An 18970-nucleotide genomic window follows, 5' to 3' on the forward strand; every position below is an offset into this window, starting at 1 on the left:
CGAGGGCGTGGTAGCTGGACACAGTCCGTCATCGGTTGCCGGTGGTTCTGTCCCATAGGCCACGACAGGAGCGGTGTTCCTCACCCAATCATCCGGTCACCGTGGCCGCTGAATGCCCGGGTTCGCTGTCCGGCCGCCGTTGTCGCCGCCGAACAATTATTACGTCTCAGTAAAGTGATTGAACAGCATACCAGGGTGATGATTGGGAATGGCCTCGACGATGTCGCGTTTGCGGGAGCGAGACAGACCGACACTGCCAGTCGAGAAATCGAAGTCGTGTATCTCGATTCCGATGCGACGGAACGAGAGCGGACACACGAGGTTCTGGCTGACCACAGCGCCGAAATAACGGTGACGAGCGTGGCAACGACTGATGCTGCGTTAGAGGCTGCCGCGTCGACAGCGGTCTCCTGTCTCGTCCTCGACCCGGCCGGTCTGGACGATATCCCGGACCCACTGGTGTCGAACGACCGCTATCCGGTCGTCCTCTACACCGACGCCACTGCGACGGACAGCGCTGCGACTGTCTTCGACGATGCGGAGACGGTCGTCAAGAAACAGGGGAACGAACAGGTGACGTTTCTGGCGGAGAAGGTCGTCAGCGTCGTGTCGGCATCGGTCGATAGGACCGAGTCCGCACTCCGAGACGCGCTGTCCGGAATCGAATCGCGTGCTGAAGCGGACGAAATCGCTGTCCTGCTGGCGGACGACGGGACGGTACACTGGTCGAGCGAAGCGGTGTCAGCGTTCGTTGACGGCATCGACGATACCTGCCGGGTCGAGCGCTTCTACGACGCCATGGCCACGGCGCTTCCCGACACGCCTGGCGGCCGTCAGCAGCTACAGCGACTCCGGGGTTCCCCGACCGAACCGGTTGCCGTCCGGGTCCCCGGTGGCGAACACGACCAGTATCTCCTTCGAGACGGGTATCAGCTACCGGACGCCGCTGGGGGACTCACGCTCGTCCTGCTGCGAGACGTCACCGAAACCGCCCGGCGTGATGCCCGCTCGGCGTTGCTGGATCTCCTCGTCGAGCAGGCACAGGACGGGCTCTACACGCTCGACGAACGTGGCGTCATCGACTTCTGTAACGAGTCGTTTGCGGCGAACCTCGGGTACGAGCCGGCCGAACTGTGTGGCGAACACGCCTCGACAGTCCTTGCACCCGGTGAACTCTCGAAGGGGCAGGCGACCGTCGAAGAGCTGCTCGACGCGCCCGAGGAGGCAAGTACGACTGTCGACCTGACGTTTTGTCGGAAAGACGGCACCGAACGGGAGGTATCGATCAACTACACGCTGATTCGAGACGAAGACGGCAACTACAACGGGCTGATCGGCGTCGCCCGGGATATCACGGAGCGCTGTGAGCGCGAGCGGGAGTACCAGGAGATGATGGAGCGATTGAACTTCGCGCTCGAAGGTGCGGAGCTCGGCGTCTGGGACTGGAACCCTAAAACCAACGACGTCACCTTCGATGAGCGCTGGACCGGGATGCTCGGCTACAGCAGAGACGAACTGGACCCACACTACGAGACGTGGGCCGACCTCGTCCATCCCGACGACCTTGCCCGAGCGGAACAGGCGCTCGGGGAACTGAAGTCCGGAGAGATCGATACGTATCAGTCCGAGTTCCGAATGCGGACAAAAGACGGGGATTGGCGGTGGATTCGGGACATCGGCAAGGTGTTCGAGTGGAACGACGACGGCGAGGCGATCCGAGCCGTCGGGATCCACCAGGATATCACGGAAGAACGGAAACGCCAGGACGCAATCGAGCGACAGCGCGACGAACTGGTGACGCTTGATCGAGTCAACGTTCTGGTTCAGGATCTCATCCGTGCGTTGGAAACGACGGCGACCCAGGACGAGATCGCCGAGACGGTATGCGACCGAATCGTCGACTCCGAACTCTGGGACCTGGCCTGGATCGGGGAACGGACCGGGACTAACGACAGCCTCATCCCGCAGACGGTTGCTGGCGACGATGGCGGATGTCTCGATGCCATTACCAGCGACGAGCGGACTGAATCCGGGCCGGCCGAAACAGCGCTCCGGACAGGGACGATCCAAACGACGACGGTCGAAAGTGGGTCCGAAGGGGCGTCGTGGGAAGCCGCTGTGGGTGAACGGGGATTCCGGTCTATTGCGGCGATCCCACTGGTTCACGGCGATGTCGTCCATGGCGTCCTGTGCGTATGCACCGACCAGCCGGATGCGTTCACTACACGTGCCGTAGAGAGCTTCGCTGTCCTCGGCGAGATGATCGGCTTCGCGTTCACGGCCGTCCAGAACCGACGGCTGCTCTCCCACGACAGCGTGCTCGAACTGACGTTCGAATCGCGAAATCCTGACACACCTCTCGTCTCGGTGGCGAACGCGTACGGCTGCCGAATCGAGGCCGTCGGGTCCGTCGACATCGGGCCGAACCATCTCCTGTATCTCTCTGTTGACGGGGGGCCGGCTGATTCGGTCTCGGAGCAACTCCGCTCTCACGCGGAGATCCTTGACTCGCGGGTCGTCCGTGCGGACGACGACGGTGGCATTCTCGAACTGCGAGTCGCGGATACCATCCAGTCGCTCCTGCTGGACGTCGGCGCTCGCTGCCGGACGCTGATCGTCGACGGCGGGACGCTCTCGATAACTGTCGAGGCGCCGCTGGATGCCGATTCTCGAACGATACAGGAGGCACTCACCACCTGTACGCCCGACTTCACGCTGACGGCGAAACAGGAGTGCGAGCAGGAGCGCAGTGCGGTCGCCGTCGAAACAGACCCACGCGAGCACCTGACGGACCGCCAACAGGAGGTCCTTCGCACAGCCTTCTTGACCGGCTACTACGCCTGGCCCCGTGATACAAACGCCGAGCAACTCGCTGAGACGCTCGGTATCGCCTCACCGACGCTCCATCAGCATCTCCGGCGAGCGCAGCGAAATCTCGTTGCTGCTGTATTTGACATGCAGTAAGGTAGCTAAATCGACATTGTTGGTAAATGTGCCTGGTGTTTTCTGCTGCCACCTAGCCCTCTAGGTACAGCGTTGACTATCTTGGGGAGTACTAATTTCATTCGCATAAATGGGCAACCAAAGGAATGGCGGGCCACGAAGTGACCAGTGGTGTGGGATGACGCCGTCAGACAGAACACTGTCTACGGCCGATGTAGACGACGTGTTCGAGGCTCTGGCCGATTGGCGACGGCGTGCTGTATGTCACTACTTTGCGAGGGATGACCTGACCGCCACCGACGTAAAGACGCTGGCAACAGCGATTTCGAATCAAAGGGACGCGAGCACGGCCGGTGTCGCAGACACGTCACCGTCGACTATCCAAACACAACTCGAAGAGGAGCACCTACCGGTGCTCCACCGGATTGGACTCATCGACTACGACGAGCGAAGCGGCGCGGTGAAGTACTGGGGGTCACCCACCGTCGAAAAGTGGGCTAACCACGCCCAGGCGGTCACGCAGCGTACCGACTTTTAACCGACTGACAGGCCGCATCTGGGGAAACGCGGGCTGTCGGAAGCATTACTGCTTTTTAACAGGGGTCCGAACTCAGGAGCATGGATCTCCCACCGGTCGGACTCGGCACGATGGGTATCGAGGACGAGGCTGTCGTTCGGACGGCCATCGACTGTGGCTACCGCCATCTCGACACCGCTCAGATATACGACAACGAGAGCGTCGTCGGTGCGGGCATCGCCACCGCCGACACCGACCGGGCAGATCTGACCGTCGCAACGAAACTCTGGATCGACGCGCTCGGGGCGACCGCCGTCCGTCCAAGCGCGGAAGCCAGCCTCGACCGACTCGGTCTGGGCGCCGTCGACCTCCTGTACGTCCACCGCCCACGTGGCGACTACGACCCCGAAACGACGCTGCCCGCTGTCGAGGCTGTCCGCGAGGCGGGGCTGACCGACCACGTCGGCCTCTCGAACTTCGAACCGGACCAGTTGGCTGTCGCGCGCGACTACCTCGACGGGATTGCCGCACACCAGGTCGAATTCCATCCGCTGTTCTGGCGCGAGTCGCTGCTCGCCGACGCCCAGAAACACGGCTACCCGCTGGTCGCTTACTCACCGCTGGCCGGCGGCCGCGTGTTCGAGGAGCCGACCATCGTGGACATCGCCGACCAGCACGATACGTCGCCGGCCGCCGTCAGCATCGCCTGGGTTACCAACTACGATAACGTCGTCACGATTCCGAAGGCATCTTCGCGGCCGCATCTCGAAACCAACCTCGCCGCCGCCGACCTGGAACTGACTGACGCCGAGATCGCACGTATCGAAGCTATCGAACGCAAGGAAGAACTGTTCCCGGAGTGAATGCCCGGCGTCCGACCTGAACGGTCAGGGTAACCCGGGACAGTCCGGCGTGGTGGTCCACCGCAACATCCGGGGCCGCCACTCCCTTCCGAAACCCGAATCTAACGGCCGATACCGATACCGTTTGGCTACGCGTCTTTAAGTATGCTCTTCGTAGTCAGTGTACATGACAGCTGCCAGTACCACCGCAACGACGGTACTCCAGGCGTCACAGTCAGACGTGCTCCAGGAGATACAGTCGAGTTTCCTCCTGAACTCGTCGCTGTGGGCAAACATTGCCCTCGCCGGGGTTGCGATACTGTTGTTCGTGTTCATGGGCCGGGATATCGAGTCGCCGCGCGCGAAACTCATCTGGGTCGCGACGATGCTGGTTCCGCTGGTTTCTATCTCCAGCTACGCCGGTCTGGCCTCCGGACTGACGGTCGGCTTCCTGCAGATGCCGCCGGGCCATGCCCTCGCCGGCCAGGAAGTCCTGTCGCCGTGGGGCCGCTACCTGACGTGGACGTTCTCGACGCCGATGATCCTCCTGGCGCTGGGCCTGTTGGCTGACACGGATATCGCGTCGCTGTTCACCGCCATCACCATGGACATTGGCATGTGTGTCACCGGCCTCGCCGCCGCGCTGATCACCTCCTCGCACCTGCTGCGCTGGGTGTTCTACGGGATCAGCTGCGCGTTCTTCGTCGCGGTGCTGTACGTCCTGCTCGTCCAGTGGCCGGCCGATGCGGAGGCCGCCGGGACGAGCGAGATATTCGGGACGCTCAAGCTCCTGACCGTCGTGCTGTGGCTCGGGTATCCGATTCTGTGGGCGCTGGGCTCCGAAGGTGTAGCCCTCCTGAGCGTCGGCGTCACCTCGTGGGGCTACTCCGGCCTTGACATCCTCGCGAAGTACGTCTTCGCGTTCCTGCTCCTGCGCTGGGTGGCCGCCAACGAAGGTACCGTCTCGGGGTCCGGGACGAGTATCAGCTCCGGCGGCGCGGCTCCTGCTGACGACTGAGTAGCGTATCGAGACGTGAGCAGTATTCGTCCTGTCTGCATCCCCGCAGCTATATTTTGACCGTTCTCCATCCCTGCCCGCACAGTAGCAGATGCAGAAAAGATAAGTTATGTCGGCCAAGCGACTAGTCTGTATGCCCTCCCCATTCGAAAACCCAGCCCTTCGCTACGGTATCCCACTGGTCAGCGCCACGGTCGTCGCGGCTGTCGCGTTCCTCTTCTTGGAAGGGACGATACGGTATGTCGCACTCGGGATCGCCGCGCTCGAAGTTGTGGTTGCGCCACAGATTCTGAAACAGGCGGCGGCGAACGCATAGCGGGAGAAACAATACGTTCTCTTTCTTGTGTCGGCCCGGAATGGTGCGCAGATCCACAGCTCTCCACTGTAGCAGTTGTTGGATGAAAGTGGTGTGAAACGCGCGCTCGCGTGTCGTTACGGCGGTTCGAGACCCTTCACTCCCTTCAGGCCCTCGCCTACGGAGGGAGTCGCTGTCTGTCTCAGGGAGACAGACGCTGACGATCTCGCGGGAACAGAACCGCCTCTCGGATGTTCTCCAACCCGAGCATCGTCATGATGAGGCGCTCGCCGCCGAGGCCCCAGCCGGCGTGTGGCGGCATGCCGTACTTGAACATCTTGGTGTAGTACTCGAAGGCTTCCGGGTCCAGGCCCTGCTGTTCGAACCCTTCGACGAGGTGGTCGAAGCGGTGCTCACGCTGGCCGCCGGAGACCAGTTCCATCGACGGGTGCATCATGTCGAAGCCCGTCGAGACCTCTTCGTCGTCGTCGTGGTCTTTGATGTAGAACGGCTTGATCTCGCTGGGCCAGTCGGTGATGAAGTAGTGCTCGCCGACTTCCTGCCCGAGGACGTGCTCGGCCTCCGTGGAGAGGTCGTCGCCCCACACCAGCGGCTCGTCGAGTTCGCCGGTGGCGTTGATGCGGTCCAGGGCTTCCTCGTAGGTGAGTCGCGGGAAGTCGCCCTCGGGGGCCGCGAACTCGTCTTCGAGGCCGAGTGCCTCCAGTTGGTCCCCGCAGTTCTCGGCGACGCCCTCGTAGGCGGACTGGACGACGTGCTCGCAGGCGTCCATCGCCTCGGTGTGGTCGTAGAACGCCGACTCGAAGTCGATGGAGGTCGCCTCGTTGAGGTGCCGCGGCGTGTTGTGCTCCTCAGCGCGGAAAATCGGGCCGATTTCGAAGACCCGCTCCAGCCCGGAGCCGACCATCAGCTGCTTGAACAGCTGCGGGCTCTGGTTCATGAACGCTTCCTGTCCGAAGTAGGTGATCGGGAACAGCTCGGTGCCGCCCTCGGTCCCCGTGGCGACGATCTTCGGCGTGTTGATCTCCGTGCAGTCGAGCTCGCGGAACGCCTCGCGGACCGAGCGGAGGACTTCCGCGCGGATCTCGAAGATGGCCTTCACTTCCTCTTTGCGGAGGTCGAGCGTCCGGTTGTCGAGGCGGGTCGGCAGTTCGGCGTCGACCTTGCCCGAGGGGTCAAGCGGCAGTTCGGGGTCGGCTTCCGAAATCACGTCGACGGACTCCGGCGTGACTTCGACGCCGGTCGGTGCGCGCGGCTCCTCCTCGACATCGCCCGTGACGGAGATGACCGACTCGCGCTGAACGTTCAACCCTGTTTCCACGAGGTCGTCGTCCATCTCGTCTTTCTCGAACTTGACCTGTATCTTTCCGGTGGTGTCTCGAAGAATGAGGAAGGCAATTCCACCGAGATCTCGGATCTCGTGGACCCAGCCGGCGACGGTGACCGTGTCACCCGGCGTTGCGTCCGCCGTGTAGGTTCGGTTTTCCATGGACGTTGGTTCTTGTGGGCGTAACTTAAGAACAGTCTTTCGGGGCGAGGGGCGTGAACGTAGTGAGCGGCCCTCGGTATGGCGAACGGTGACCGGCGGGAGCCGTGAGCAGCGAGGGCACGAACGACCCGCGAGGAGCGAGACGGTGAGGGACTTCGGAACTGCGAATGTGGCGGAGTAACCGGTAAGAAGCGGCCAAGAACGCGACGGATCGATGCGGGGGCCGAATCCTGAACCTTTGTACTGACTGCCGTCAAAACATCCGTTATGGCCGACCCGGAGTACCCTATCGACGATCTGGACCGGAACATCATCTACGCGCTCCAGCAGGACGCGAGACACACCGCAGCGAGTGAGATCGCTGAATCACTGGACGTCTCCGCACGAACTGTCCGGAACCGGATCACCAAACTCGAAGAGGCCGGCGTCATCGCCGGCTACGATGTCGATGTCGATTACGAGGCCGCGGGGTATCAACTCCATACGCTCATTGTCTGTACGGCACCAATCCACGAGCGCGAGGAGATCGCACAGCGGGCGCTTGACGTGTCCGGCGTCGTCGCCATCCGGGAGGTCATGACCGGGGCCGACAACGTCCACGTCGAGGTGGTCGGAACCGATGGAAACGACCTGAGCCGCATCGGCAGGGACCTCAACGATATCGGACTGGAAGTCGTCGACGAGGACCTCATCCGGAACGAGTACACCCGGCCGTTCCACCAGTTCGGGCACACTGATCCCGATGCAGAAACTAAGTAGTATAACCTTCCGGAAGGTGATTATATACGTATATAGATCCGGAATCGGAATTGTAGCCTAGATATTTATCGGGTTTCGGAACTAATGGGGTCGTGTCGGCCGGGTATATCCGGCTCGCACGAACTCCATGATATCTCTTGCAAGCCTCCGCGAACGAGTGGACGACGATGTCGACCCGCCGTCGGTACTGGTCATCAGTAACCGCCACGTCGGGTCCGAGGTAGTAACGACGTTAGATCGGGACGCCAATGCCTGTCTCGTCACCGACCACGACGGCGTTGCCGGGCAAACGCCCGACGACACCCGCGTGGTAGTCGGTGACGGGCGGGAACGTGCTGTTCTCCGAGACGGCGGGGCTGAAACGACCGACATCGCCCTGGTCTCGATGCAGACGGACCGCAGTGCCTTCCTTGTGACACAACTCCTTCGGACGCAGTTCGATGTCGAAACCGTGGTCGTCGTGCTCAACGACCCACAGCATCGATCGGCGTTCGAGTCAGTCGCCTCTGAAGTGGTCTGTAGCTCGCAGATCTTGGCGACGGAGCTAGAACGCGCTGTCGAAACGACACTCCAGACGCCCGAAACCGCGTAGCCATGGCCAAGGACCTGGAACGCGATCTCGGGCTGCTGTCAGTGGTAGCGATATCCATCGGGGCGATGGTCGGTAGCGGTATCTTCATCCTGCCGGCGTTGGCGGTGAAAGACGCCGGGGCCGGTATCATCGCCGCCTATCTTCTTGCGGGAGTGCTCGTGCTCCCTGCCGCACTCAGCAAGGCCGAGATGGCGACTGCCATGCCGGAGGCCGGCGGCACCTACGTTTACATCGAGCGGTCGATGGGGCCGCTACTCGGAACGGTCTCCGGACTCGGAACGTGGTTCTCCCTCTCGTTCAAAGGTGCGCTCGCGCTCGTCGGTGGCGTGCCGTATCTCGTCCTCCTCTTTGACCTGCCGATCCGCCCGGTCGCGATCACGCTCGCCGCCGTTCTCATTCTCGTCAACATCCTCGGTGCGGAACAGACCGGCCGGCTCCAGATCGGCATCGTCGCGGTGATGCTCGTGGCGATCGGCTGGTTTGTCGCCGGTGGCGGCCCGGCTGTCAACACCGCGAGTTACGGCGGGATGTGGGAGTACGGCGCGAGTGGTATCTTCGCCGCGACCGGCCTCGTATTCGTTTCCTTCGCCGGCGTGACAAAGATCGCCTCGATCGCCGAGGAAGTCGAAGATCCGGACCGCGTCATCCCGCTCGGGATGCTCGGCTCGCTCGCGTTCACCACGCTGCTGTACGTCCTTGTCGTCGCCGTCGTCGTCGGCGTCATCCCGCTCGACCAACTCGCCGGGAGCACGACGCCTATCGCGGACGCGGCCGAGGCGACGCTGGGTACCGCCGGCGTCGCGGCCGTCGTTCTCGCGGCGATTCTGGCGCTGGTCAGCACGGCCAACGCCGGTATCCTCTCCTCGTCGCGCTACCCGTTCGCGATGAGCCGTGACGGGCTCGCACCCGAGCTGCTCAGCACGGTCAGCGACCGGTTCGGCACGCCGGTGACCGCGATCACGCTGACCGGCGGCGTGATGTTGCTCCTCATCCTCTTCGTTCCGATTCTGGAGATCGCGAAGCTCGCGAGCGCCTTCAAGATACTCGTGTTCGCGCTCATCAACGTCGCGCTCATCGGCTTCCGCGAGAGCGACGCCCCCGACTACGACCCCTCCTTCGAGGTCCCGCTGTATCCGTGGACGCCGATATTCGGCACCCTGACTGGTTTCGCCTTGCTGACGCAGATGGGCCTGATCGCGATAGTGGGAGCCGTCGGTATCGTCGTCGGTAGCGTCATCTGGTATCTGGGGTACGTTCGACCGCGGGTCACCAGAGAAGGAGCGATCAAAGAGTCCGTCCGCCGGAGCATCGGCGACCGTGCCCTCGACCGGACCGAAGAGACACTCGACGAGACGGGGGAAACCGCCGTGCTTGTCGCGCTCCCCGAAGGCTCTTCGCGACAAAGCGAAGCGACACTGCTCGAAATCGGGGCCGCGCTCTCGCCAGACGGCAGCAGTCTTTCAGTCGTCCAGTTCGACGAAGTACCCGACCAGCAACCCCTCGATTACGCCTCGGGCGTCCAGTCCTCCGACGATCTCGACTTCGAATGCCGGACCGATACGCTGGCGGCCGACTTCGACGTTCCCGTCGAGTACGGCGAACTCGTGAGCCACCATCCCGAGCGGGCCGTCGCCAACGCCGTCGACGAGCGGGACGTCGACGTGCTCCTGGTGGAACGGGGCGCGTCGTTCGAGGACTCGCTGCTGGGCGACAGTATCGACCGCATCCGAAAACAGACCGACTGCGACACAATCGCTGTCGACGCACACCCCTTCGACGCGCTGGAGACGGTCACGCTTGTCACCACCCGCGGCCCGTACGACCCGCTGAAAGTCCGCGTCGGCAACGCTGTCGCGACAGCGACCGGGGCGGACCTCAAGTTCCTCTACCCGGTCAACGAGCGCCAGTCGGCCGAGGAACGCCAGCAGCTCGAAGCGTACCACGACGACCTGCTGGACCTCTGTGACGTACCGACGGAGCGGACCTTTGTCGACCGGCAGGACCTCTCAGCGGCGATAGACGCGGCTGACAGCGACAGAACCCTCCTCATACACGCAAACAACGGTGGGCTTTCAGCTCGCGCGTCAGATAGCGGTGTGACACCGTGGTCGGCAATCGAGGACAGCGACCACGCATCGATGGAAGTCGATACCAGAACGCATCCGGACGGCGTCGTCGGTCGACTGCTCGAACGGCTGGCGTTCTAGCTACTTGACCGTCGCCGTCGCGTCTTTCGCGCCTTTCACCGTCTCTCGTACCGCGTCGACGCCCTCGTCGTGGACGAGGTCGCCGACGACGATGGTATCCGCGTGTTGTGCCATCGTGCGGGCGGACTCGTAGTCGTGGATGCCACCGCCATAGAACAGCGTCGCGTCGTCGAGGATGTCCGCGGCGGCAGCGACGATGTCGGTGTCCCCGAGCATCCCCGAGTACTCGACGTAGACGATCTCCTGTCCGAGGAGGTGTTCGGCGGCCTCGGCGTAGGCGGCCACGTCGTCCGCGTCGAGGTCGCAGTTGGCCTGCGTGTAGGACGCCACCGACGCCTCCGGATTCATCACGATGTAGGCCTCGGTGAAGGTCCGCGACCAGTCGATATCGTCGTCCATGCGTATCCACTCCTTGTGCGCGCCGGTGATCCATGCCACGTCGCCGGCGTTCATCACGACCGGGATGAGATAGCCGTCGTGGCGGTCGCTGTGGACGACCGATGCGGGGTTGGACGGCTCGATATACACGGGAATGTCGTGTTTCCCGCAGGCGTCGACGACCCGCTTCATCTTCTCCTCTGTCATCCCGGTGGTCCCGCCGACTTCGATGGCGTCGGTCCCCGTCGCCGCGACGTCTTCGAACGTTTCTCCGTCGACCAGCGTCTTGTCGGGGTCTATCTTCACGATGTGGTCCCAGTCCGCCCAGTCGCTCATACCTGCCAGACTTGCGCGTGGCCGTATAACCGCTTCGGATACGCCGATCATAGCGGGTCGCGCCGGCGGTCCCGCCCGGCGTCGGCTCCCGATATATACATCTCCGAAGATTTATGATGGCTATGTTACAATCGTCAGACAATGACAGCGGACAAGCGCCGGTACGTCGTCACCGCCATTCGGGCCGTGCTCGTCCTCACGGGCGCTGTCGTGACGGTGGCAGTGCTGTACTCCTTTTCGGCGATGCCGACAGCGTCGTCGTCCGGCGACGACTTCGTCCGCGGGCTCTCGTATCTGTTCGGCAGCGTCTTCTTTGTCCTTGCGCTGGGCGGTGCCGGACTCGGCATCGCCTTGCCATCGCTGCTGGGAGCCGACGACGCGCTGGCGTTCGACCGCTGGCAACGCCGCTGTCTCCAGGGCGCTGGCGGCCTCTTCGTCGGCGGGTTCGTCGTCGGACTGGCGACAGGACTGCTCACCGAGTTGCAGTTCGGCCTCCTTCTCTGGCTCGTCGCCATCGTCACTGCCGTGCTTGTCGTCAGTTGTGTGCTGATTTGGCGACTATTCGAAGTATTCGTTACCGCACTGGTGCGCCTCATCGCCGCGGAGACTGGCGAGTGACGCGCACAGCTCTAGCCACTACGGTAACGCTGATACCGGCAGCAACCTAACGCGCCAGTCGTGCAGCGACTTACCACAGTCGAGACGGTCCACGAGGACGGATCGTGGCTGTTCACCGCCAAAGACGCCTACGGCGACCTGGAGGAGGTCGTTCTCGTCCCCTGTGACGACGGCGTCGAGGCGTGGGTGAACCGATGTACGCACGAAGCACAGCGGTTCGACACCGGACGGGGCGTCCCGATGCGGGGAGACCAGCTCATCTGTCCCCGACACGGTTCGCTGTTCGACGCCTGTGACGGCGGCTGCGACAACGGCGACGCCGCTGGGACAACACTCCCTGGCGTCGCGATCTCTGAGACTCACGGCGACGTGTTCCTCACGGACGACGACTATACGTTCGCCCACGAGGGCGGTATCGATGACGACGACGGCCCGAGTTCCACGTCTCACCTCCAGCTGTGACCGCCGGCAACAGCATCGACCGTGACCGACTCCGTGCCGGCGTCGTCGAGTGCCCGCTCTGTGAGCGCCAGATACCCGAGCCGGTCACACACGCGGTCGTCTACGGTGCCGTCGACACAGTCACAGCCGACAACGCGGACGCCGTCGAGTGTCCGGTCTGTGGCGGCGTGACGTTCGTCGCCGACTGACCGAGGCACGTCGGCCCGGATCTCAGGCTTCCAGTTCGTCCTGCCACTCCCGGACCTGCGTGGCGCTGACACCCTGCACCTCGGTGGCGACGATGTCGGGGTCGGCCTCCCGGAGCGCCGCCAGCGAGTCCACCCCGGCGTCGGCGAGCTTCTCCGCGGTCGCCGAGCCGATGCCGTTCAGGTCCTCTAGGTCTTCGACGGCGGTGCGGGCCTGATACTCCTCGTAGTTGCAGATGGGACAGCCAAGTTCCCAGGGGTCGTCGCTGTCGGCGTCGATGACCAGTTCGGGCAGGTCGTGCTCCTCGCAGAACGCCTCGGTCACCGAGATATCGCCGTTGCGGGGCAGCGGCAGCGAGTAGTCGCAGTCGGGGTAGCGCGTACAGCCGACCAGCCGGGAGCCCGAACGGAGGTGTTTGATGGCGAGTTCGCCACCCTCCGCTTCGGCGGCTTCGCCGCCTTCGCCTCGTTGCTCCGCCGGAGCAACGCCACACTCGGGACACGGCCCGATGACCTCGTCCTCGCTCTCGTCGGCCTTCTCGGCCTCACAGCGGGGACAGCCGTGGACGAAGGTGTCCCGGCCGGCGAGCATCTTGACGTGGTGCATGTCGTGTTCCTCGCAGTGCTCTTCGAGCACCTGCGGCTCGCCCGTCGACGGCAGCGGAAGCGTGTTGCGACACTCGGGGAAGCCGTCACAGCCGACGAAGTACGATCCCTGGCGCGAGCGCCGGACCAGCATGTCTTCACCGCACTTGGGACAGGGGCCGAGCGTCTTGTCGGCCTTCAGCGACTCCTGGAGGTGCTCGCCGATCTCCTCGCGGGAGTCCCGCAGCTCCTCGAAGACGCGCTTGAGCATCTCGCGGGACTCGTCGGCCACGTCGTCGAGCGTCGCCTCGCCGTTGGCGATGGCGGTCATGTCCGCCTCTAACTGGGCGGTCATCTCGTCGCTGACGACGTGGTCGGCGAACTCCTCGGCGGCCTCGACGACGGCCATCGCCAGCGTCGTCGGGCGGGGCGGGTCACCCTCTATGTACCCGCGGTCGTACAGTTTCTCGATGGAGTTGTGACGGGTCGACTTCGTCCCCAACCCCTTGTCCTCCATCGTCTGGATGAGCCGCGACTGGCCGTAGCGGCGGGGCGGCTGGGTCTGCTTGGCTTCCATCCGCACCTCGGAGATGGCCAGTTCCTCGCCTTCCTCCACGTCGGGGACGTGGTTCTCGCTGGCGCTGGAGTAGGGATACACCTCGTGGTAGCCCGGTTCGACCAGACGCTTGCCGTTGGCCTTCAGCGAGCGGCCGCCGGCCTCGGCGACGACGCGGAGGTGCTCCCACGTGGCGGCCTCGGCGACCGTCGCGAAGAACCGCCGGACGACCAGTTCGTAGATCTCCCACTCGTCGTCCGAGAGGTCGACCTTCGGCGGAATCTCGCCGGTCGGGTGAATGGGCGGGTGGTCGGTGGTCTCCTCGTCGCCTTCGGTCGCGGTGATGTCGTCTTGCTCCAGCAGCTTCTCGGCGTCCTCGCCGAAGTGGCCGGCACCGACGAACTCGTCGAGCAGGGCGTCCTCTTCGAGGTCGTCCGGGTAGACCGTGTTGTCGGTCCGGGGGTAGGTGATGTAGCCGGTGGTGTACAGCTCCTCGGCGATGGACATCGCCTGCTGGGCGGAGTAGCCCAGCGAACTCGCGGCGGAGATGAAGGCGGTGGTGTTGAACGGCGTCGGCGGGCTGTCGGTGCGGGTCCGGCGGCGGACGCTCGTCACCGTCGCCGCGTCGACGCTCGTCAGGTCGGCGTAGGCGTCGTCGGCGTCGTCCTCAACCCAGACCCGCTCGGCCTCTTTCCCGTCGTCGTCGTAAAAGTACTGGGCCTCGAAGCCCGAGCCGTTCTTCTGGAGGTCGGCGAAGATCTCCCAGTAGTCCTCGGGGTCGAAGGCCTGGATCTCGCGCTCGCGGTCGACGATGAGCTTCAGCGTCGGCGACTGGACCCGCCCCACGGAGATGAAATCGTCGCCCAACTGCCGGGCCGACAGCGAGAGAAAGCGAGTGAGCGCCGCGCCCCACACGAGGTCGATAATCTGGCGGGCCTCACCCGCGGCCGCCAGGTCGAAGTCGATGTCGTCGGGGTTGGCGAAGGCGTCCCGGACCTCCCGCTCGGTGATCGAGGAGAAGCGCACGCGGTCGACGGGCGCGTCGGTCTCCTCGCGGATGAGCTCGTAGGCCTCCTTGCCGATGAGCTCCCCCTCGCGGTCGTAGTCTGTCGCGATGGTGGCCTCGTCGGCCTCGCGGGCCAGTTCTTTGAGCGTCGTGACGATGTTCTCCTGCGTCGGTTCCTTGGTCACGTCTGCGTCGATGAGTTCGACCGGCTCAACGTCGCGCCAGTCGTTGTACTCCTCGGGGAAGTCGACCCCGACGACGTGCCCGGAGAGGCCGACCACGCGGGTGTTCCCCCACCGATAGACGTTGACGCCGTTCCGCCGGCTCGCGGACGCCCCCCCTTCCGAGAGGATCTCCGCGATGCGGCGAGCGGCGTTGTCCTTCTCGGTGATAATCAGCCGCATCGGACACCACCTGTCTCTGTCATTACCCGTCGCTACGGAGTCAGGTGTTCTAAAGGCTTTCGGGAAAATCGGCCGACAGCGCGGGTGTGCGGGCGCTTGCGGGGCCGCTCGCGCTCGCGCGAAGGTAGCCCTTACTACTCCGGCCGGGTCGGGACCGGCTCCGGCGGAACCCACCCTTTCGACGCACTCTTGCCACTGCCGCCCCGACCGTCGGTATGAACCGTCGGACGACCAAACTCCTCCGCGGAACCGCCGCTGCACTCGTCTTCGCGACGGCGGCGTTTCACCTCTGGTGGGGACTCCCGCGAAGCATCATCTACGCGCAGGCGATTGAGGGACTCTTCGGACGGGGGCTCCCGCCGGACCCTCGCCCGTTCCTGTTCGTCGCCTTCGCCGCGGTGTTGCTCGCCGGCCCGTATCTCATCACTCGTGGCGTCATCGGCCTGCGCAACGCCTACATTGCCGGGACAGTCCTCATGGTCGCATCCATCGCCGGCTGGGTGTTCTGGCACGCCACTGGGCACGGTGCCTTCCTCGTCGAGGGGTTCTCCGCGCCGTCGTCCGGCGGCAACGGACACCACCACGGCGGGAGCACCGCCCTGCTGATCCTGGACCATTTCAACACGGAACCGACCGAATCCGCTATCAAAACGCTCGAAACGCTCGCTGCTGCGATCTTCGTGACGCTACTGTGGAAAGACCCCGCTATCATTCCGGACGACCGACGTGAGACCGCTGGATCGAACGCATCGAGCGAGTCGTAGCACAGCGGCTATCGGGACGGGTCCCAGCTTAAACACACCTGTGACATTCAGGACCAACTCGGCAAGGGAGCGGCGGTATCGTGACATTTATTATCAGTAGTGTGTCTCTTGTTACAGGATGGAAACCTCTATCCCGGACGCGATATGGGACACAGGGATGGACCGGGTGTTTGAGGCGTTGTTTACCCGTCGCCGTAGAATGATTCTATTCATGTTGAAACAAAGTAGTCCACGGCCGATCGTCGACTTTCTGCCCAGAAGCGCCGGGGCCAGGAGTACTGAAACCGAACTCCGCCACGACGACCTGCCACGTCTGGCCAGTTTAGCGTACATCAACTGGGATAGAGACGCCGACGAAGTGTCACGAGGCGAGCGGTTCGACGAAATCGAACCGATGCTCGAACTGCTTGAGAACCACGCCGACGAACTTCCGGACGACTGGCCGTAGCGCCGACGGCAGCGTGACAGAATCCCCGTCGGTCCAGGAGAAGAGAGGACCTATTTAGCTCTCCAGTTCCTCGCGCAACAACCCGTTCACGTCGCCGGGGTCGGCGCTCCCGCCGGTCTTTTGCATGACCTGCCCGACGAGGAAGTTGATTGCGCCGCCCTCGCCACTGTGGTAGTCCTCGACGGCGTCGGGGTTCTCGTCGATGGCTTCCGCGACAGCCTGCTGGACCTCGTCGCCGGAGGTCTTGCCCAGGCCTTCGCGGTCGACAATCGTATCGGGGCCGTCGTCGGTGTCGAGCATCTCCCGAAGCACTGTCTCGCGGGCGTTTTTCGCCGTGATCTCGTCCTCGGCGACGAGTTCCACGAGCCGGGTCACCTCGTCGAAGCGGTCGTCGATGTCGGTGATAGCCATGTCTCGGTAGTTCAGTTCGCCAAGCAGGTTGTCAGCGACCCACGTCGCGGCCAGGTCGGCGTCGAAGCGCTCGGCCACGTCCTCGAAGAAGTCCGCGACCTGCTTCGTGCTCGTGAGCTTCGACGCGGCCTCCTCGCTGAGACCGTACTCCTCGACGAACCGCTGGCGGCGGGCGTCGGGCAGTTCCGGAATCGGGACCTCGTCCTTCCAGTGGCTGACCCGAAGCGGCGGCAGGTCGGCCTCCCGGAAGTAGCGGTAGTCCTTCTCCTCTTCTTTCGAACGCATCGACACCGTGTTGCCGTGCGTTTCGTTGAAGTGGCGGGTCTCCTGCTCGACGGCGCGGCCCGACTGGATGAGCTTTCGCTGGCGGGAGGCTTCGAAGGAAAGCGCCTGCTCCGCGCCCTTGTGACTGGAGATGTTCTTGACCTCGGTGCGGTTGGCGTCTTCGAGCACGGACTCGTCGATGTCGCCGGCGTCGTCTACCTCGCTCGCCTCGACCATCGAGAGGTTCGCGTCGATGCGGAGGCTTCCGTCCCGCGTCGCGTCGAACACGCCCAGGTATTCGAGGACTTCTTCGAGTTTTTCGAGGAAGGACCGGACCTCGCCCGGCGCGCGGAAGTCCGGCTCGGTGACGATCTCCATCAGCGGCGTCCCGGCGCGGTTGTAGTCGATGAGCGTGTAGTCCGCGCGCTCGATGGAACAGGTCCTGGACTCCAGCGGGCCGGAGCCCTCACGGACGTGCTTGATGGAACCGGGGTCCTCTTCGAGGTGCGCCCGGCGGATGTCGACGCTGCGGCGCTCGCTCTCGACGGAGAACTCCAGTTCCCCGTCCTGGCAGATGGGCGAGTCGTACTGGGTGATCTGGAAGTTCTTCGGGAGGTCGGGGTAGTAGTAGTTCTTCCGGTGGAACGTGGTTTCCTCGGGGATATCGGCGTCGATGGCCTTGCCGACCTTCACAGCGGCCTCGACGGCTCCCTCGTTGACCACGGGGAGCGCGCCGGGCAGGCCCAGACACACCGGGCAGGTGTGGGTGTTGGGTTCGGCGTCGGCCACGTCGGTCGAACAGCCACAGAAGATCTTCGTCTCCGTCTCGAGCTGGACGTGGACCTCCAGCCCGATGACGGCCGCGAGCTCGCGGGATTCGGACGCTTGCGCAGTCATTGTCCGAGGTTCGGTGGCGCGTGGCTAAAGGCTAACGACCCCGCCCGCGGCTACTCGCCCAGCCAGTCCGATATTCACTGCCGATAACGGCCCCACCACTTTCAATATAGATAACCCTGTGTGAGACAGTGTGGCGCTCTCGACGTTCATTGAGACGGTTCCGGTGCGCCAGAAGACGCTCACAGTGTTCAACGACGACGAACCCGAACCGCTGGTGCGGATGCTCACACGGATGGTGGATTCGCCGGCGGTCGACGTTCAGACCGGCGAGATATCGGCAGAAGCTCCCGACAACGCCGTCGTTGTCGAGGACGAAGACGGTACGGAGCTGGCTGTTTCGTCGATCAGCGAGATCGGTGCGTCCGTGTTGCTCGTCAATTCTGACCTGTACGTCACTGGAACCCGGTCTATCGACGAGGTGGACACGCCGGCGGTGTTGCGGCATCTCGACGAGGTCCCGTTTACCGTCACGGGCAAGCAGAAGATGCTGCTCATCGAACTTTCCCGACACGTCGAGTCGCTCGGGTGGCAGGCGGAACGTAACACGCTGCATGCCGGATTTCAGTACCTCTCCCGTATCAACGACGAGCGCGGGACCCGGCGCGTGTACGACCGACTGGCCGACAGTGACACCGACGTTCACCTGTACGGCATCTCGGACCGGGACTCCGAATTGCCCGAGGCTACCGTCCATACCGAACCGAGTGACGAACTGCGGGAGTCCTGGTTCGTCGTCAACACGGACTGTGAGGCCGATATGAAGGGGGCACTCCTCGCGGAGCGGACAGGCCCCAGCCAGTGGCGCGGCTCCTGGACCTTCGACGCCGACCGCGTCGAGGAGATCTCGACGTACCTCCAGAACCGCTACTCAACGTGACTCTCTCGTGCGGTCCGTGCTTTGTTCCCCCCGGTAATCTAACACGATGTATCAGTCGGACTGCCAATGTCTGACGTAGGTATAAGTGTCCAGAATGGA

At 63.7% G+C, this 18970-nt stretch carries 18 protein-coding genes; 14 read left to right on the forward strand and 4 right to left on the reverse strand.

Annotated elements, in window-relative coordinates:
- The first annotated feature begins 198 nt into the window (after nucleotides 1–198).
- The 5 genes from ACOZ4H_RS06560 (at nucleotide 199) to ACOZ4H_RS06580 (ending at nucleotide 5636) form a co-directional block, all read left to right on the forward strand.
- Nucleotides 199–2964 carry a PAS domain S-box protein gene (locus ACOZ4H_RS06560; RefSeq protein ID WP_424328528.1) on the forward strand — a complete coding sequence of 922 codons (2766 nt, stop codon included), beginning with the start codon at nucleotides 199–201 and terminating at the stop codon, nucleotides 2962–2964.
- A gap of 157 nt (nucleotides 2965–3121) precedes the next feature.
- On the forward strand, nucleotides 3122–3481 hold the full coding sequence (locus tag ACOZ4H_RS06565; RefSeq protein ID WP_424328529.1) for a DUF7344 domain-containing protein: 360 nt from the start codon (nucleotides 3122–3124) through the stop codon (nucleotides 3479–3481).
- Between the two features lie 80 nt (nucleotides 3482–3561).
- Entirely contained in the window at nucleotides 3562–4323 is a 762-nt protein-coding gene (locus ACOZ4H_RS06570) for an aldo/keto reductase (RefSeq protein WP_424328530.1), read from the forward strand.
- A 166-nt stretch (nucleotides 4324–4489) separates the two neighbouring features.
- Nucleotides 4490–5320 (forward strand): halorhodopsin, encoded by an 831-nt coding sequence (hop, locus tag ACOZ4H_RS06575; protein WP_424328531.1) that lies wholly within the window; start codon nucleotides 4490–4492, stop codon nucleotides 5318–5320.
- 133 nt (nucleotides 5321–5453) lie between these two features.
- Nucleotides 5454–5636: a hypothetical protein gene (locus tag ACOZ4H_RS06580; protein WP_014040916.1), complete on the forward strand. Its 183-nt coding sequence runs from the start codon at nucleotides 5454–5456 to the stop codon at nucleotides 5634–5636.
- A gap of 181 nt (nucleotides 5637–5817) precedes the next feature.
- Here the strand turns inward: ACOZ4H_RS06580 and aspS are convergent, their stop codons facing one another.
- The gene (gene aspS, locus ACOZ4H_RS06585) at nucleotides 5818–7122 is read right to left on the reverse strand and encodes an aspartate--tRNA(Asn) ligase (RefSeq protein ID WP_424328532.1); all 1305 of its coding nucleotides are present in this window, start codon (nucleotides 7120–7122) and stop codon (nucleotides 5818–5820) included.
- 267 nt (nucleotides 7123–7389) lie between these two features.
- Between aspS and ACOZ4H_RS06590 the strand changes: the two genes are divergently transcribed.
- The 3 genes from ACOZ4H_RS06590 (at nucleotide 7390) to ACOZ4H_RS06600 (ending at nucleotide 10680) form a co-directional block, all read left to right on the forward strand.
- The gene (locus tag ACOZ4H_RS06590; RefSeq protein WP_424328533.1) at nucleotides 7390–7881 is read left to right on the forward strand and encodes an Lrp/AsnC family transcriptional regulator; all 492 of its coding nucleotides are present in this window, start codon (nucleotides 7390–7392) and stop codon (nucleotides 7879–7881) included.
- Between the two features lie 127 nt (nucleotides 7882–8008).
- A complete protein-coding gene (locus ACOZ4H_RS06595) occupies nucleotides 8009–8473 on the forward strand; it encodes an NAD-binding protein (protein WP_424328534.1) in 465 nt (154 codons plus the stop codon).
- A gap of 2 nt (nucleotides 8474–8475) precedes the next feature.
- On the forward strand, nucleotides 8476–10680 hold the full coding sequence (locus tag ACOZ4H_RS06600; RefSeq protein WP_424328535.1) for an APC family permease: 2205 nt from the start codon (nucleotides 8476–8478) through the stop codon (nucleotides 10678–10680).
- On the opposite strand, the gene ACOZ4H_RS06605 is transcribed toward ACOZ4H_RS06600, so the two are convergent.
- Nucleotides 10681–11394, reverse strand: coding sequence for a phosphoglycerol geranylgeranyltransferase (locus tag ACOZ4H_RS06605; RefSeq protein WP_008312737.1), 714 nt, complete (start codon nucleotides 11392–11394; stop codon nucleotides 10681–10683).
- 141 nt (nucleotides 11395–11535) lie between these two features.
- Here ACOZ4H_RS06605 and ACOZ4H_RS06610 point away from each other — a divergent pair, with 141 nt between their 5' ends.
- The 3 genes from ACOZ4H_RS06610 to ACOZ4H_RS06620 are packed head-to-tail and all read left to right on the forward strand — an operon-like array spanning nucleotide 11536 to nucleotide 12662.
- Nucleotides 11536–12012, forward strand: coding sequence for a hypothetical protein (locus tag ACOZ4H_RS06610; protein WP_424328536.1), 477 nt, complete (start codon nucleotides 11536–11538; stop codon nucleotides 12010–12012).
- Nucleotides 12013–12072: 60 nt separating this feature from the next.
- Entirely contained in the window at nucleotides 12073–12474 is a 402-nt protein-coding gene (locus ACOZ4H_RS06615) for a Rieske (2Fe-2S) protein (protein ID WP_424328537.1), read from the forward strand.
- A complete protein-coding gene (locus tag ACOZ4H_RS06620) occupies nucleotides 12471–12662 on the forward strand; it encodes a hypothetical protein (RefSeq protein WP_424328538.1) in 192 nt (63 codons plus the stop codon). Before ACOZ4H_RS06615 ends, ACOZ4H_RS06620 begins: the two co-directional genes overlap by 4 nt.
- A 22-nt stretch (nucleotides 12663–12684) precedes the next feature.
- Here the strand turns inward: ACOZ4H_RS06620 and ACOZ4H_RS06625 are convergent, their stop codons facing one another.
- The gene (locus ACOZ4H_RS06625; protein ID WP_424328539.1) at nucleotides 12685–15210 is read right to left on the reverse strand and encodes a DNA topoisomerase I; all 2526 of its coding nucleotides are present in this window, start codon (nucleotides 15208–15210) and stop codon (nucleotides 12685–12687) included.
- 215 nt (nucleotides 15211–15425) lie between these two features.
- Between ACOZ4H_RS06625 and ACOZ4H_RS06630 the strand changes: the two genes are divergently transcribed.
- Nucleotides 15426–15974 carry a hypothetical protein gene (locus ACOZ4H_RS06630; protein WP_424328540.1) on the forward strand — a complete coding sequence of 183 codons (549 nt, stop codon included), beginning with the start codon at nucleotides 15426–15428 and terminating at the stop codon, nucleotides 15972–15974.
- A 211-nt stretch (nucleotides 15975–16185) separates the two neighbouring features.
- Nucleotides 16186–16422 (forward strand): hypothetical protein, encoded by a 237-nt coding sequence (locus ACOZ4H_RS06635; protein WP_424328541.1) that lies wholly within the window; start codon nucleotides 16186–16188, stop codon nucleotides 16420–16422.
- A gap of 54 nt (nucleotides 16423–16476) precedes the next feature.
- Here ACOZ4H_RS06635 and gatB read toward each other — a convergent pair whose 3' ends face one another.
- A complete protein-coding gene (gene gatB, locus ACOZ4H_RS06640) occupies nucleotides 16477–17994 on the reverse strand; it encodes an Asp-tRNA(Asn)/Glu-tRNA(Gln) amidotransferase subunit GatB (RefSeq protein ID WP_424328542.1) in 1518 nt (505 codons plus the stop codon).
- A 130-nt stretch (nucleotides 17995–18124) separates the two neighbouring features.
- On the opposite strand from gatB, the gene ACOZ4H_RS06645 reads away from it, so the two are divergent.
- Entirely contained in the window at nucleotides 18125–18871 is a 747-nt protein-coding gene (locus tag ACOZ4H_RS06645) for a DICT sensory domain-containing protein (protein ID WP_424328543.1), read from the forward strand.
- Nucleotides 18872–18970 lie beyond the last annotated feature (99 nt).

Origin of the sequence: Haloarcula amylolytica, assembly GCF_049705545.1 — an archaeon.
GTDB classification, from domain to species: domain Archaea; phylum Halobacteriota; class Halobacteria; order Halobacteriales; family Haloarculaceae; genus Haloarcula; species Haloarcula amylolytica_B.